10 protein-coding genes are annotated in these 15,225 nt (G+C 72.3%); 7 read left to right on the plus strand and 3 right to left on the minus strand.

All coding sequences use genetic code 11. The features are described 5' to 3' along the window. Nucleotides 1-12: 12 nt before the first annotated feature. Nucleotides 13-1,143 carry a PQQ-dependent sugar dehydrogenase gene (locus MMF93_RS24040; RefSeq protein WP_242757741.1) on the minus strand — a complete coding sequence of 377 codons (1,131 nt, stop codon included), beginning with the start codon at nucleotides 1,141-1,143 and terminating at the stop codon, nucleotides 13-15. 166 nt (nucleotides 1,144-1,309) lie between these two features. Continuing rightward, complete coding sequence (locus tag MMF93_RS24045) at nucleotides 1,310-2,305, minus strand: aldo/keto reductase (RefSeq protein ID WP_242754708.1); 996 nt, start codon at nucleotides 2,303-2,305, stop codon at nucleotides 1,310-1,312. Between the two features lie 140 nt (nucleotides 2,306-2,445). Between MMF93_RS24045 and MMF93_RS24050 the strand changes: the two genes are divergently transcribed. The 6 genes from MMF93_RS24050 to serA all read left to right on the plus strand — a co-directional run bounded on the left by MMF93_RS24050 (nucleotide 2,446) and on the right by serA (nucleotide 12,747). Next, nucleotides 2,446-3,423, plus strand: coding sequence for a 2-hydroxyacid dehydrogenase (locus tag MMF93_RS24050; protein WP_242754709.1), 978 nt, complete (start codon nucleotides 2,446-2,448; stop codon nucleotides 3,421-3,423). Between the two features lie 343 nt (nucleotides 3,424-3,766). Beyond that, nucleotides 3,767-7,084, plus strand: coding sequence for a putative bifunctional diguanylate cyclase/phosphodiesterase (locus tag MMF93_RS24055; protein ID WP_242754710.1), 3,318 nt, complete (start codon nucleotides 3,767-3,769; stop codon nucleotides 7,082-7,084). Nucleotides 7,085-7,348: 264 nt separating this feature from the next. Then, nucleotides 7,349-9,211, plus strand: a complete 1,863-nt coding sequence (locus MMF93_RS24060) for an acetolactate synthase large subunit (RefSeq protein ID WP_242754711.1) — start codon at nucleotides 7,349-7,351, stop codon at nucleotides 9,209-9,211. A gap of 31 nt (nucleotides 9,212-9,242) precedes the next feature. Beyond that, the gene (ilvN, locus tag MMF93_RS24065) at nucleotides 9,243-9,767 is read left to right on the plus strand and encodes an acetolactate synthase small subunit (RefSeq protein ID WP_027735462.1); all 525 of its coding nucleotides are present in this window, start codon (nucleotides 9,243-9,245) and stop codon (nucleotides 9,765-9,767) included. Nucleotides 9,768-9,942: 175 nt separating this feature from the next. Then, nucleotides 9,943-10,941, plus strand: a complete 999-nt coding sequence (gene ilvC, locus MMF93_RS24070) for a ketol-acid reductoisomerase (RefSeq protein ID WP_242754712.1) — start codon at nucleotides 9,943-9,945, stop codon at nucleotides 10,939-10,941. Nucleotides 10,942-11,157: 216 nt separating this feature from the next. Further along, complete coding sequence (gene serA, locus MMF93_RS24075) at nucleotides 11,158-12,747, plus strand: phosphoglycerate dehydrogenase (RefSeq protein ID WP_114015961.1); 1,590 nt, start codon at nucleotides 11,158-11,160, stop codon at nucleotides 12,745-12,747. A 108-nt stretch (nucleotides 12,748-12,855) separates the two neighbouring features. On the opposite strand, the gene MMF93_RS24080 is transcribed toward serA, so the two are convergent. Next, nucleotides 12,856-14,046, minus strand: a complete 1,191-nt coding sequence (locus MMF93_RS24080) for a PucR family transcriptional regulator (protein ID WP_242754713.1) — start codon at nucleotides 14,044-14,046, stop codon at nucleotides 12,856-12,858. Between the two features lie 249 nt (nucleotides 14,047-14,295). Here MMF93_RS24080 and MMF93_RS24085 point away from each other — a divergent pair, with 249 nt between their 5' ends. Then, on the plus strand, nucleotides 14,296-15,222 hold the full coding sequence (locus MMF93_RS24085; protein ID WP_242754714.1) for a proline dehydrogenase family protein: 927 nt from the start codon (nucleotides 14,296-14,298) through the stop codon (nucleotides 15,220-15,222). Nucleotides 15,223-15,225: the final 3 nt, after the last annotated feature.

Here is a 15,225-nt window from a genome sequence, read left to right on the forward strand (position 1 = left end):
CACCCGGTCCTCTCAGCGCACCTCAAGGCGGAGAATACGGTCGTCCCCCTTCTCCGGGGAGCCACGTCCGTCCGTCTCGCTCGTGACCAGCCAGAGCCCGCCGCCACCGGTGCCGGGGTCGGCGACGACCGTGCGGAGGCGGCCGTACTTGCCCTTCAGGAACGACTGGGGCTCGGCCACGGGTTCCCCGCCCTTGAGAGGGATGCGCCACAGCCGCTCGCCGCGCAGCCCCGCCATCCACACCGAACCCTTGGCGACCGCGATGCCGCTGGGGGAGGCCTCGGCGGTACGCCACTGTTCGACCGGGTTCCGGTAGCGTTTCTCGTCGCTCTTGCCCTCGGCCTCGGGCCAGCCGTAGTTCTTTCCCGGCTCGATGAGGTTGAGCTCGTCCCAGGTGTCCTGGCCGAACTCCGAGGCCCACAGCCGCTTGTCGGCGTCCCACGCCAGACCCTGCACGTTGCGGTGGCCCCAGCTGTAGACGACGGAGTCGGTCTCGGGGTTGCCGTGGCCTGGGGGCTCGCCCTCGGGGGTCATGCGCAGGATCTTGCCGCCGAGCGAGTCCCTGTCCTGCGCGAGCCGCCCGTCGCCGGACTCGCCCGTCCCGGCGTACAGCATCTTGTCGGGTCCGAAGGCGATCCGGCCCCCGTTGTGGGTCCGGCCCTTGGGGATGCCCTTGTAGACCACGTCGGGAGCGCCCAACTGGTCGCCCGGGTCCTTCTTGTCGTCGTAGACCATGCGCACGACGCGGTTGTCGGACGCGGAGGTGAAGTAGGCGTACACCCAGCTGCCGGCCTGCTCGCCGTCGGGCGGCACCGCGATCCCCAGCAGCCCGCCCTCTCCGCCGGGTTCGACCCCGGGCACGGTGCCGAGTTCGGTCTGCTTGCCGCTGTCCGCCTCGACACGCAGGATCTTCCCGGTGTCCCGCAGCGAGACCAGCAGGTCCCCGTCGGACAGCGGCGCCAGCCCCCAGGGGGACTCCAGTCCGGTCGTGACCGTCTCGGCGACCTTCACGGAACCCTTCGCGGGGGCCGCCCGGGAGGAGGGGGCGCCGCCCGCCGACGACCGCCCCTCCTGGGAGGGCTCGGCGCCCGACCCGCCGCCCCCGCCCGAACACCCCGCGGCCAGCACCACCGCACAGGCCATACCGACACCCACACCCGTCGCACGTCGCACGCTCTGGCTCCTCGGCCCCTCGACACCGAACGCTTCCAGGGGACCACACGGAGCACGCGCGGGGGAGTACCCCGCGCGGCCGCCGTCGGTCCCGGCGAAAGGGCCGCGCCCGGCTGACCAACCCGGGTTTCCGGGTTCAGTCCCACGATCCCCGGGCCGTGGGCAGGGCCGCGATCTCCGCGAGGTCGTGCTCGCTCAGCTTCAGCGCCGAGGCGCAGGCGTTCTCCGTGACCCAGTGCGGCTTCTTCGTTCCCGGCACGGGCACCACGTGCCGGCCCTGGGCCAGTACCCAGGCCAACGCGATCTGGCCCGGTGTCGCGCTGCCGTGGCGGCGGGCCACCCGGCGCAGCCCGGCGACGATGGGCTGGTTGGCGGCCATCATCTCGGCGGTGAAGCGGGGGTGTCGCGCGCGCACGTCGTCGGGCTCGAAGCCGCCGCCGGTGGTCAGGGCGCCCGTCAGGTAGCCGTTGCCCAGCGGCATGGCGGCCAGGAACCCGATGCCGCGGGTCTCGCACCAGGGCAGCAGGGTGGCCAGGGCCTCCCTGGACCAGACGGACAGTTCGGCCTGCACGGCGCCGACGGGGAAGACCTGCTGGACCCGTTCGAGCTGCCGTATGGTCCCGTCGTGGATACCGGTGCCCGCGCGCCGGTCCGCGCGGGCGCCGACGGCGCAGAAGCCCAGCGCGCGCACCTTCCCCGCCGTCACCAGCTCGGCCATCGCGCCCCAGGTCTCCTCGATCGGTACCTCGGGGTCGGCGCGGTGCAGTTGGTAGAGGTCGATGGTGTCGGTCTGGAGCCTGCGCAGCGAGGCGTCGCAGGCCCGGTGCACGTAGCCGGGGCGGCCGTTGGCGACGATGTGCTGGTCGCCGACGAGCAGTCCGCACTTGGTGGAGACGAACGCCTCCTCGCGGCGCTCCTTGAGTACCCGTCCGAGCAGCAGCTCGTTGGTGAAGGGCCCGTACATGTCGGCGGTGTCCAGCAGCGAGACCCCGGCGTCCAGGGCCGTGTGCACCGCGCGCAGCGAGGTGACGCCGTGCTGCTCCGAGGAGGAGTAGGCCCAGCTCATCGGCATACAGCCCAGTCCCACGGCCCCCACACCGAGTGCTGCCGCACCGATCGTCCTGCGCTCCACCGCTTTCCTGCTCCCTCCGGGACGGACCCCAAACTAGCGGGCGCCCGGGTGTCACACACGTTTGCCCCGGCCACACCGCCCCCACGCGTCGCGGGAAGGCGCCCCTGTCCTGTGGGGTGGCCGCCCCTTAGTCTCTCCTCATGGCTGATGCGACGGAGGTATGGCTCTCGCTCCCGCCGGAGAGTGTCGAGGGGCTGCCCGACTCCCTGACGTACCGGTACTGGAACGGAGAGGAGGAGTATCCGGCGGACCCCGCGGACTGCGCCTTCTACGTCGTCCCCTATTACCTGGGTGCCGAGGTCGCCGTACGGCCGCTCGCCCGGATGACGGGCCTGAAAGTCGTCCAGACCCTCACCGCGGGCATCGACCACATCGCGCCCGCCATCCCACGCCTCCCCACCGGAACGCGCGTGTGCAACGCCCGCGGTGTACACGACGCGAGCACCGCGGAACTGGCCGTGGCGCTCACCCTCGCCTCCCTCCGCGACCTGCCCGGATCGGTCCGCGCCCAGGACCGCGGCGAGTGGTGTACCGGCTTCCACCCCGCTCTGGCGGACCGCACCGTGCTGATCCTCGGCTACGGAGCCGTGGGGGAGGCGATCGAGAAGCGGCTGCTGCCGTTCGAGGTCGCCGCCGTGCACCGGGTCGCCCGCTCGCCGCGCACGGCCGAACTCGGTCCCGTGCGGCCGCTGAGCGAGATCGACGAGCTGTTGCCGCTCGCCGACGTCGTGGTAGTGGCGACTCCGCTCACCGAGCAGACCCGCCATCTGGTGGACGCCGGGTTCCTGGCCCGGATGAAGGACGGGGCGCTGCTGGTCAACGTGGCCCGTGGTGCCGTCGTCGACACCGGAGCCCTGCTGGCCGAGACGGGCACCCCGGCGTCCGCGCCGGGGGCCGGTGACGGCGTCCCTGGCCGGCTGCGGGCCGCGCTGGACGTGACGGACCCCGAACCCCTGCCCAAGGATCATCCCCTCTGGCGAGCACCCGGAGTGTTGATCACACCGCACATCGGAGGGCCCACTTCCGCGTTCCCTCCGCGCGCCAGAAGGCTCGTCGGCGCACAGCTGCGGCGCTGGGCGGCCGGTGAGGAGCCGGCGAACACGGTGGCCGTGGCGTAGGGCGCGTAAACCCCCCGAGGCCGCGAGAGGCCACTCTACGGATCCGTACGACTGCACCCTGTTCCGAACTTCCCTCTTGTGGTTACGGTCAGTATTGGGACTATGTCCCTGAGTGACGAACCTGGTGTATCGTCCCGATCGGGGGGGCGAAACCCGGACACGAGGGGGGCGACGGGCGAATGCACGATCAACGGACGAACTGCCGCACGGGGGAACGCGCACACGGCGTTCCACGCCGCCGCGACCGTCAGCCGCGAAACCCGCGTTGCGCCGCACCACCGGACACCGTGCGTGACGGCCGTGCCGACTCCACCAAGTGGCCCCCGTCCTGGCGGGTGGCACGATGACGACCAACGAAGCGGCCCCGCGACGCAATCCGTACTGGACGACCACACCCGCGGTCCGCGCCGCCGGCACCGAGCGCGGTACGTCGGTGCCGCCGCAGACCCGCGGAATCCCGCCACGGGTGAGAGGGACCGGGCCCCGGGCGAACGGCCCCACCGGCAGGACCGGCAGCACCGACGGCGTCCCGCCCCAGCCACGCGGAGGAGGCTCGGGCGGCGCCACAGGACTCGCCTCGCAGCTGGCGCTCGCCGTCGTCTGCGCCGGCTACGCCATCGGAGCAGCCCTCGGCTGGGGCTCGCAGACCGTCGCCGTGTTCATGGGCGACTTCGGGCTCAGCGCCGCCGCCCTGCTGGCCGCCACGTCCTGCCTGTGGTACGCCTACACGCAGCGCCGCGCCGCCGAGCGGCCAGGCGCCGCCCACCTGGCACCGGCACAGCGCGCCCGGCTGCGGGCCAGCCGCCCCGCCTGGGCGCTCTTCGGCGTCTCCTCGCTGATGGCGGGGCTCGGCAACGGGGTGTGGGGCTGGTACGAGCTGGTGCTCGACCAGCCGGTCCCCAGGCCCTCACTGGCCGACTTCTGCTTCCTGCTGTTCGCGCCACCGGCCATCGTCGGGCTGCTCGTGCTCGCCAAGCGCCCGGTGACCCGCGCCGGCTGGGTGTGCCTGAGCCTCGACGCCTGGCTGATCGGCGGCTCGCTGCTGACGCTCTCCTGGTCCCTCGCGCTCGCCCACACCGCCTACTGGCAGGGCGACTCGGTGGCCAGGGCCGCGCTGAACATGGCCTATCCGCTGCTGGACATCGTGCTCGTCAGCATGGTGCTGGCCCTGCACTTCAGGCGCTCCTCCGCGCACCGCAGCGCCATCAACACCGCGGTCGGCGCACTGGCGCTGACGGTACTGTGCGACGCCCTGTTCACCTCGCCGATGCTGCGCGAGCACTACGCCTCGGGCCAGTTGCTGGACGCGGGCTGGTTCGCCGGATCGCTGCTGCTCGCGTACGCGCCCTGGGTCGGCAGAAGCCGCGGCCCCAGCCCGGCGCCGCCCCAGCCGCAGCCACTGGCCACGGCCCGTGAGGCGGAGGCCCGCGCCACGCATCCCAGCCGGCCCATCTCCGGTTCGCTCAGCGCGCTGACGCCGTACCTGGCCGCGGCCGTGTGCACCCTGGGCATCCTCTACAACTCGGTGGACGGCCGCGAGATCGACCGCGTCGTCCTCTACACAGGCTGCACGGTCGTGCTGGCACTGGTGCTGCGCCAGGGCATCATGCTGCTGGACAACATCACGCTCACCCGGGAGCTGGCGCAGAAGGAGAACCACTTCCGCTCCCTGGTGCAGGGCTCCAGCGACGTCATCATGATCACCGCGGCCGCCGGCAGCCTCCGCTACGTCTCGCCGGCCGCGGCGGGCGTCTACGGGCGCGACGCCGAAGACCTGGTCGGCGCCGAACTCTCCTCCCTCGTCCACCCGGAGGACCTCGGCCAGGTGCTGCACGAGCTGCGCCGCTTCCTGGCCGCCTCCTGGGAGCAGGAGGCGTGCACGAGAATCGAGTGCCGCATCCGGCACGGCCAGGGCCACTGGCTCAACGTCGAGTCCACGGTCAACCGCTACCAGGGCGGCCTGATCTTCAACAGCCGGGACGTGACCGAACGCGTACGGCTCCAGGCGCAGTTGCAGCACAACGCCTCGCACGACGCGCTCACCGACCTGCCCAACCGCGCCCTGTTCACCGAGCGGGTCCGGCAGGCCATCGGCTCGCGCCGCGGCGGTGACTGCGGCACGGCGGTGCTCTTCATCGACCTGGACGGCTTCAAGGCGGTCAACGACACCGTCGGCCACCAGGCGGGCGACGAACTGCTGGTGCAGGCGGCAAGGCGGCTGCACGAGTCGGTGCGCTCCGGCGACACCGCGGCGCGGCTGGGCGGCGACGAGTTCGCCGTGCTCATCCGCGGCGACGGCGAGCCGGGGGCGCCGCCGGACGCCGAACGCGAGCTGCGCATACACGACATCGCCGACCGGCTGCGGATCACCCTCTCCGATCCCTACCGGGTCGAGGGCACGCAGGTGCGGGTGGCCGCCTCCATCGGCATCGCCTTCGCCGAGCCCGGCATCACCCCCAGCTCCCTGATGCGCAACGCCGACCTGGCGATGTACCGCGCCAAGCAGGCGGGCAAGGCCCGGGTGGAGCTGTACGCGCCGCAGATGCAGGCCGAGGTCGTCAAGCGCGCAGAGCTGGCCGCGCGGCTGCGCAGCGCGCTGCACGACGGCGAGTTCGCGCTGCTGCACCAGCCGATCGTCGAGCTGGCCAGCGGCAAGATCACCGCGATCGCGGCGGAGGCGCGCTGGCGCTCGGAGGCGGGCATCCTCTTCACACCGGCGGAGTTCCTGCGCACCGAGGGCGCCTCGGCGCGCGAGGCCCGCGGTATGGGCGGTGAGCGGGCCGCCGAGGTGAGCCGCTGGCTGCTGGAGGAGGCCGTAGCCCAGGCGGCGGCCCGCCAGCGTGCCGGATACGGGGCCCCGGTCACGGTGCGGCTGCCGGCCAGGCGGCTGACCGAACCCGGCATGGAGCCGCACAGCGTCGGTGCCCTGCTGGCCCGGCACGGGCTGGCCGCCGCGCCGGGGCACACGGGCGGCACGGCGCTGGGCGCGCCCGCGGCCAACGCGGGGGTGCCTGGGGCGCCGGGCGCGCTGATCCTGGAGCTGTCGGACAGCGATCCGCGCATCCCGCTGGACGAGCTGGAGCGGCGGCTGAGCGCGCTGCGCAGGCTGGGCGTGCTGATCTCGCTGGACGGCTTCGGCAGCGGGTATGCGGCGATCTCGGCGCTGCGCAGGCTCCCCGTCGACATCCTGCGCCTGGACCGGGGGCTCACGGACGGGATCGTGGAGTCCACCAGGCAGCGCAAGATCACGGCAGGGCTGCTGCGGATCGCCGGCGACCTGGGGCTGACGACGGTGGCCGAGGGGGTCGACCTGCCCGAGCAGGCCACGCTGCTGCGCGAGATGGGCTGCACGCACGGTCAGGGTGCCGTCTTCTCCGGACCGCTGGACGAGCACCGGCTGCGCACGGCGCTGGCCCGCGGGGTCTACGGGGTGCCCGAGTCGAGCCGCAGCGGGGGCGCTTCCGGCTACGGCGAGGAGCACCCGGAGGGCCGGGAGGCCGCGGTGGCGGTCCCGGGAGCGTCGCCGCGGCGGCGCTCCACCTCGCCAGGGCCTGTGCGGCCGGGGGCCGGGACGCTGACGGCGCGGAAGCAGGGCACGCCGGAAGCCCTGGTGCATCCGGCGTCGCGTTCGGATGCTGAGACGCCTGTCCCACCCACTTGACACTCGGGGGTTGACGGGGAGAGGGTCATCATCATGCGCACCCGAATTCTCGTACTTGGAAAGCGCGTCGGCTGACCGGGGCTCCACACCCCGCGACCCTCCCGGCGCGCTCCCCTCGCTTGCCTGACGGCACGAGGGGTTTTTTGTTGCACCAGCACCTGAGCCCATACCGGCGGTAGCCCGGACAAACAGGACATGACCAGCCCCGTACGGGCGACCGCCCCCGACGAGTGTCAACCCTCACTCTCCGAGAAGAGACAAGCGATGACCGAACAGGCCACCGGGGCCCCCAAGCCGCAGCCGCGGGCCCGCAGCGGCGGACAGCAGCCGACCTCCGTTCCGGCCCAGGCGCCCCGCATCACCGGCGCCCAGTCCCTCATCCGCGCTCTTGAGGAAGTCGGCGCCGACACCGTATTCGGCATCCCCGGCGGCTGCATCCTGCCCGCCTACGACCCGATGATGGACTCCTCGCGGGTCCGGCACGTCCTCGTCCGCCACGAGCAGGGCGCGGGCCACGCGGCCACCGGGTACGCGCAGGCCACCGGCAGGGTCGGCGTCTGCATGGCCACCTCGGGCCCCGGCGCCACCAACCTGGTCACCCCGCTGGCCGACGCGCACATGGACTCCGTGCCGATCGTCGCCATCACCGGGCAAGTGGCCTCGGGATCGATCGGCACGGACGCCTTCCAGGAGGCCGACATCTGCGGCATCTCGATGCCGGTCACCAAGCACAACTTCCTGGTCAAAGACCCCGACGAGATCCCCCGCACCCTCGCGGAGGCCTTCCACATCGCCTCCACGGGACGCCCGGGGCCCGTCCTGGTCGACATCGCCAAGGACGCCCTCCAGAACGAGACGGTCTTTCAGTGGCCGCCGACCGCCGAGCTGCCCGGCTACCGCCCGGTGACCAAGCCGCACGGCAAGCAGATCCGCGAGGCCGCCAAGCTGATCAGCGAGGCCCGCCGCCCCGTCCTCTACGTCGGCGGGGGCGTCCTGAAGGCCGGCGCCACGGCGGAGCTGAAGGTCCTGGCCGAGCTGACCGGCGCACCGGTGACCACCACCCTCATGGGCATCGGCGCCTTCCCCGACAGCCACCCGCAGCACCTGGGGATGCCCGGCATGCACGGCACCGTCGCCGCCGTCACCGCGCTGCAGAAGGCCGACCTGATCGTCGCCCTCGGTGCCCGCTTCGACGACCGCGTCACCGGCAAGCTGGACTCCTTCGCGCCGTACGCCAAGATCGTCCACGCCGACATCGACCCGGCCGAGATCGGCAAGAACCGCGCCGCGGACGTGCCGATCGTCGGGGACGCGCGCGAGGTGCTGGCCGACCTGGTGGTCTCTCTCCAGGCCGAGCAGTCCGAGCGCCCCGGCGAGCCGGGCGACCGGTACGCCGACTGGTGGGCCATGCTCGACCGCTGGCGCGAGACCTACCCGCTCGGCTACGACAAGCCCGAGGACGGCTCGCTCGCCCCCCAGCAGGTCATCAAGCGGATCGGCGAGCTGGCCCCCGAGGACACCGTCTTCGCCGCCGGGGTCGGCCAGCACCAGATGTGGGCGGCCCACTTCATCGACTACGAGAAGCCCGCCACCTGGCTCAACTCCGGCGGTCTCGGCACCATGGGCTATGCGGTGCCCGCCGCGCTCGGCGCCAAGGTCGGCATGCCAGAGCGCGCCGTGTGGGCCATCGACGGCGACGGCTGCTTCCAGATGACCAACCAGGAGCTGGTCACCGCCGCGCTCAACGGCGCCCCCATCAAGGTCGCCATCATCAACAACGGCGCGCTGGGCATGGTCCGCCAGTGGCAGACCCTCTTCTACAACCAGCGCTACTCCAACACCGTGCTGCACGACGGCGAGCAGGGCGAGCCGAGCCGGGGCACCAGGGTGCCCGACTTCGTCAAGCTGGCCGAGGCCATGGGCTGCGTCGGCATCCGCTGCGAGGACCCCGACGAGCTGGACGCGGTCATCGAGAAGGCGAACGCGATCAACGACCGGCCCGTCGTCGTCGACTTCATCGTCCACGAGGACGCCATGGTCTGGCCGATGGTCGCGGCGGGCACCTCCAACGACGAGGTCATGGCGGCGCGCGGCGTGCGCCCCGACTTCGGCGACAGCGACGACTGACGGCCACCGGCACAAGGAAGGCATGACACCGATGTCCAAGCACACGCTCTCCGTGCTGGTGGAGAACACCCCCGGCATCCTGGCCAGGATCGCCTCGCTCTTCTCCCGCCGCGGCTTCAACATCGACTCGCTCGCGGTCGGCGTCACCGAGCACCCCGACATCTCGCGCATCACCATCGTGGTGAACGTCGAGGACCTGCCGCTGGAGCAGGTCACCAAGCAGCTCAACAAGCTGGTCAACGTTCTCAAGATCGTCGAGCTGGAGCCCTCGTCCGCCGTTCAGCGCGAACTCGTCCTGGTGAAGGTCCGCGCCGACAACGACACCCGCTCCCAGATCGTGGAGATCGTCCAGCTCTTCCGCGCCAAGACCGTCGACGTCTCACCCGAGGCCGTCACCGTCGAGGCCACCGGCAGCGCCGACAAGCTGGAGGCGATGCTGAAGATGCTGGAGCCGTACGGCATCAAGGAACTGGTGCAGTCCGGAACCATCGCCATAGGGCGCGGCGCCCGCTCCATCACCGACCGGAGCCTGCGCGCGCTGGAGCGCTCCGCCTGAGGGCTTCCGCCTGAGCGCTTCGCATGACCGAGCGCGGCGACAACCGCGATCGGTCATCCCGCCGGACCCTCCCCGCCGTGGCCGCACGCCGTTGCGGCGGGGTTGGGACGGGCACCACCGCCCGGCCGCGTAGGTTGGGCACCACACCAAGACTGAGCACAAGGAGAAACATCCCGTGGCCGAGCTGTTCTACGACGACGACGCCGACCTGTCCATCATCCAGAACCGCAAGGTCGCGGTCCTCGGATACGGCAGCCAGGGCCACGCCCACGCGCTGTCGCTGCGCGACTCGGGCGTCGACGTCCGGGTCGGCCTGCACGAGGGCTCGAAGTCCCGCGCCAAGGCCGAGGAGCAGGGCCTGCGCGTGACGGCGCCCGCCGAGGCGGTCCAGGAAGCGGACGTCATCATGATCCTGGTTCCCGACCCGATCCAGGCCAAGGTCTACGAGGAGTCCATCGCCCCCCACCTCAAGGACGGCGACGCCCTCTTCTTCGGCCACGGGCTGAACATCCGCTACGACTTCATCAAGCCCCCGGCCTCCGTCGACGTGTGCATGGTCGCCCCCAAGGGCCCGGGCCACCTGGTGCGCCGCCAGTACGAGGAGGGCCGTGGCGTGCCGTGCATCGCGGCCGTCGAGCAGGACGCGAGCGGAAACGCCTTCGCGCTGGCCCTCTCCTACGCCAAGGCCATCGGCGGCACCCGCGCCGGCGTCATCAAGACGACCTTCACCGAGGAGGCCGAGACCGACCTGTTCGGCGAGCAGGCCGTGCTCTGCGGCGGCACCGCCTCCCTGGTCAAGGCGGGCTTCGACACCCTGGTCGAGGCCGGCTACCAGCCGGAGATCGCCTACTTCGAGTGCCTCCACGAGCTGAAGCTGATCGTGGACCTCATGTACGAGGGCGGCCTGGAGAAGATGCGCTGGTCGGTCTCCGAGACCGCCGAGTGGGGCGACTACGTCTCAGGCCCGCGCATCATCAACGACCAGACGCGCGCCGAGATGAAGAAGATCCTCGGCGAGATCCAGGACGGCACCTTCGCCAACAACTGGATGGCCGAGTACAACGCGGGCCTGCCCAAGTACAACGAGTACAAGAAGGCCGACGAGGACAGCCTCCTGGCCACCACGGGCGAGAAGCTGCGCTCTCTGATGAGCTGGGTCGACGAGGACAAGTAAGAGCCCCTTCTTCCTCCGTTCGCGGGCCCGGCACACCTGGTCGCGGGCGCCCTCCCCGGCCCCGGGGAGGGCGCCCGCACCCTCGGTGTGGGGTGCACGGATCGCCCACATCGAGGGTGGGGCCCTCGATAGACTGCGGGGCACACAGGCTCACAGCGTCGTGCGTCTGCCCTCCCGCCCCGCAGGGACCCGCGCTGTCCAGGACTTGGAGACCACGTGAGCAAGCCCGTAGTACTCATCGCCGAAGAGCTCTCCCCCGCCACCGTCGACGCGCTGGGCCCGGATTTCGAGATCCGCCAGTGTGACGGCGCCAACCGGGACGAACTGCTGCCCGCCCTCGCCGATGTGGACGCCGTCCTCGTCCGTTCCGCCACGAAGATCGACGCCGAGGCCGTCGCCGCGGCGAGCAAGCTGAAGGTCGTCGCCCGCGCCGGCGTCGGGCTGGACAACGTGGACGTGCCCGCCGCCACCAAGGCGGGCGTGATGGTCGTCAACGCGCCGACCTCCAACATCGTCACCGCCGCCGAGCTGGCCTGCGGGCTGCTCATCGCGACGGCCCGCAACATCCCGCAGGCCACCGCCGCGCTCAAGGGCGGCGAGTGGAAGCGCAGCAAGTACACCGGTGTGGAGCTGAGCGAGAAGACGCTCGGCGTGGTCGGCCTCGGCCGCATCGGCGTGCTGGTGGCGCAGCGCATGTCGGCGTTCGGGATGAAGGTGGTGGCCTACGACCCGTTCGTGCAGCCGGCGCGGGCCGCGCAGATGGGCGTGAAGCTGCTGTCCCTGGACGAGCTGCTGGAGGTCGCCGACTTCATCACCGTCCACCTGCCCAAGACCCCCGAGACGGTGGGGCTGATCGGCCACGAGGCGCTGCACAAGGTGAAGCCGGACGTGCGCCTGGTCAACGCGGCACGCGGCGGCATCGTCGACGAGGAGGCGCTGGCGGCCGCCCTCAAGGAGGGCCGGGTCGCGGGCGCGGGGCTGGACGTGTACGCCTCCGAGCCGTGCACCGACTCGCCGCTGTTCGCCTTCGACCAGGTGGTGTGCACCCCGCACCTGGGTGCCTCCACGGGCGAGGCGCAGGAGAAGGCGGGCATCGCGGTCGCCAAGTCGGTGCGACTGGCCTTGGCGGGCGAGCTGGTGCCCGACGCGGTCAACGTGCAGGGCGGCGTCATCGCCGAGGACGTGCGCCCGGCGCTGCCGCTGGCCGAGAAGCTGGGCCGGATCTTCACCGCGCTGGCCGGCGAGGTCGCCGTGCGGCTGGATGTCGAGGTGTACGGCGAGATCACCCAGCACGATGTGAAGGTGCTCGAACTGTCCGCGCTCAAGGGCGTGTTCGAGGACGTCGTGGACGAGACGGTCTCCTACGTCAACGCGCCGCTGTTCGCGCAGGAGCGGGGCGTGGAGGTGCGGCTGACCACCTCCAGCGAGTCGGCCGAGCACCGCAACGTGGTCGTCGTGCGCGGCACCCTGGCGGGCGGCGAGGAGGTCTCGGCCTCCGGCACCCTGGCGGGCCCCAAGCACCTCCAGAAGATCGTCGCCATCAACGAGCACGGCGTGGACCTGGCCGTCGCCGACCACATGGCGTTCTTCCGCTACGGCGACCGCCCCGGCGTCGTCGGCACGGTCGGCCGCATCCTCGGCGAGGCGGGCATCAACATCGCCGGCATGCAGGTCTCCCGCGCGGAGGAGGGCGGTGAGGCCCTGGTCGCCCTGACGGTGGACGACACCATCGCAGGCCCCGTGCTCACAGAGATCGCCGACGAAATCGGCGCCACCCACGCCCGGGCGGTCGACCTGGCGGAGTGACACCCCGGCCGCCGCCGCGAGGCGGCGACCGGTAAGCGGGCCCGAGCGGGCCGGTGCGCGGTCACCGGCCCGCTCGCGTGTGTCCAGCGGCGGCCGGGCGGGGCAGCCTCACAGCCGGGCCGCCTTCAGGGCCATGTGGAGGAGGAGGCGGTCCTCGCCCTCGTCCAGGTCGAGGCCCGTCAGGCGTTCCACCCGGGTGAGGCGGTAGTAGAGCGTCTGGCGGTGGATGCCGAGGGCGGCCGCGGAGCGGCCCGCCTGGCCCGCGCAGTCGAGGAAGACCTCGGCGGTGCGGGCGAGTTCGTGGTGGACGGGGCGCAGCAGGTCGCGGACGACGGGGTCGGGCACGGGCCCGGCCTGGGCGAGGCCCGTCAGCAGGCGGTAGGGACCGAGGGTGTCCCATGCGGCGATCGCGTCCTCGGGGGGTTCGGCCGCGGCGGCCCGCGCGGCGGCCCGTGCCTCGCGCCAGGCGGTGGGCAGTCCTGTCAGCCCGGTGCGCGGCGTACTCAGCCCCGCGGTGGGGCCACCGCCGTCACCCGCCACCGGAGGACCTGCCGACCGCAGCAGCCGGCCGGCCGCCGCGCGGGCCGCGTCCAGCCCGTGCGGGGTGCGCAGCCGTACGAGCGCGGCCAGCGCACCGTCGCGTACGCACTGCGCCGCGAGCCGGGGGAGTGCGCCCGTGAGGGGGGACTGGCCGGACGCGCCGGGGTCCTCGTCCTGCTCCCAGGGGAGGACGGCCACCACGGCGAGCGGGCCGGACGCGGCGTCTCCCAGTGCGGCGGCCAGCCCGGCGACCGCTTCGTCCCGGGCGCCGCCGCCCCGCTCGGCGAGGGCCGCGCTGAGCAGCTCCCCGGTCCGCTCCTCCGCGCGGAAGTGCGCGGCGAGCTGGGCGCCGGTGCGTTCTGCGACCGTCATCGCGGCGGTCAGCCGGGGGTCGGCCAGGTCGAGCGCGCCGTCGTCGAGGAGCCAGATGTAGCCGTACACCACGCCCCGGTCCCGCACGGGCAGGCAGATCCGGCCGTGCACCACCCCGGCGGCCGGGTCGGGAGGGATGCGGACGGGGCCTGTGGCGCGGGTGATGCCGTAGTTCTCGAAGAAGGCGCGCACGGCGGGCGCCGACCTGCGTTGCAGGATCGTGCGGGTGCGCACCGCGTCCAGCGCCAGTTCGTGGCCCTGGCCCTCCTCGTCGCCGCTCTCGTGCGCGCCGAAGGCGATCAGCGAGAAGTCACGGGCCTCCAGGGTGGCGGGGGTGCCCAGCAGCTGGGAGACCTCGTCGATCAGCGCCTGGTAGTCCTCCCGCATGCCCGTCCGGCCTCCGTGCCACTCGTCCGCTTTCCGCGCCGCACGCCGTCGTCGCGCTCCACCGACCATTCTCATACATCTGTATGAGATCCGGTCCACGGACACGTGACAGCTGTCGATGGTCCGCGCCCGGCCGCGCTCCTTACCTTCGAGGTGGCTCAGCGCACCCGCTGTCCGGTACCGCCGTGCGGCACCGCCCCCAGCCCGCGCCGCCGAGCCGCCCACAAGAACAATCCGTGGAGGTGCCCCGTGCTGGGACCCGTGCTCCTCGCCGCCGCGCGCAGCGACAGCATCCGCCGCCTCGTCTCGGCCGCTCCGGTCACCCGCCCGATGGTGGACCGGTTCGTGGCGGGCGAGCAGCTGGAGCAGTGCCTGACCAACGTCACCTCGCTCACCGGGCGCGGCATGCAGGTCACCGTCGACCACCTCGGCGAGGACATCACCGACCGCTCGGAAGCCCTCCGCAACCGCGACGCCTATCTCGCGCTGACCGACGCGCTGGCCGGTGCCGGGCTGGCCGAGCACGCCGAGATGTCGGTCAAGCTCTCCGCCTTCGGGCAGGCGCTGCCGGGCGGACACGACCTGGCGCAGCGCAACGTGCTGCCGGTCGTGGAGGCCGCCACGGCCGCCGGCACGACCGTCACCCTCGACATGGAGGACCACACCACGGTCGACTCCACGCTGGCGATCCTCGGACAGCTGCGCGAGCGCTTCCCCCGCACCGGGGCCGTCGTCCAGTCCTACCTCTTCCGCACCGAGGACGACTGCCACGCGCTGGCCGGTGAGGGCTCCCGCGTCCGCCTCGTCAAGGGCGCCTACAAGGAGCCCGCCGACGTCGCCTTCCAGAACAAGGGCGAGGTCGACAAGGCGTACGTGCGCTGCCTGAAGATCCTCATGGCGGGCAAGGGCCACCCGATGGTCGGCTCCCACGACCCCCGCATGGTGGCCATCGCCCAGAACCTCGCCGAGCGTTACGGTCGGAAGAAGGACGAGTACGAGTTCCAGATGCTGTACGGCATCCGCGAGGCCGAGCAGGAGCGGCTGGTCGCGCAGGGCCACGGCATGCGCGTCTACGTCCCCTACGGCACGGACTGGTACGGCTACTTCATGCGCCGCCTCGCGGAGCGCCCCGCCAACATGGGCTTCTTCCTCAGGTCCCTCGTCAGCCGGGGCTGAGAC

It is taken from the genome of Streptomyces tubbatahanensis, assembly GCF_022699385.1.
GTDB lineage: Bacteria > Actinomycetota > Actinomycetes > Streptomycetales > Streptomycetaceae > Streptomyces > Streptomyces diacarni.

Excerpts from the sequence above, each read along its gene's own strand:
- MMF93_RS24040 (WP_242757741.1), bottom strand. The coding sequence starts at position 1,143 with ATGGCCTGTGCGGTGGTGCTGGCCGCGGGGTGTTCGGGCGGGGGCGGC.
- MMF93_RS24050 (WP_242754709.1), top strand. The coding sequence starts at position 2,446 with ATGGCTGATGCGACGGAGGTATGGCTCTCGCTCCCGCCGGAGAGTGTC.
- MMF93_RS24055 (WP_242754710.1), top strand. The coding sequence starts at position 3,767 with ATGACGACCAACGAAGCGGCCCCGCGACGCAATCCGTACTGGACGACC.
- MMF93_RS24060 (WP_242754711.1), top strand. The coding sequence starts at position 7,349 with ATGACCGAACAGGCCACCGGGGCCCCCAAGCCGCAGCCGCGGGCCCGC.
- ilvN (WP_027735462.1), top strand. The coding sequence starts at position 9,243 with ATGTCCAAGCACACGCTCTCCGTGCTGGTGGAGAACACCCCCGGCATC.
- MMF93_RS24080 (WP_242754713.1), bottom strand. The coding sequence starts at position 14,046 with ATGCGGGAGGACTACCAGGCGCTGATCGACGAGGTCTCCCAGCTGCTG.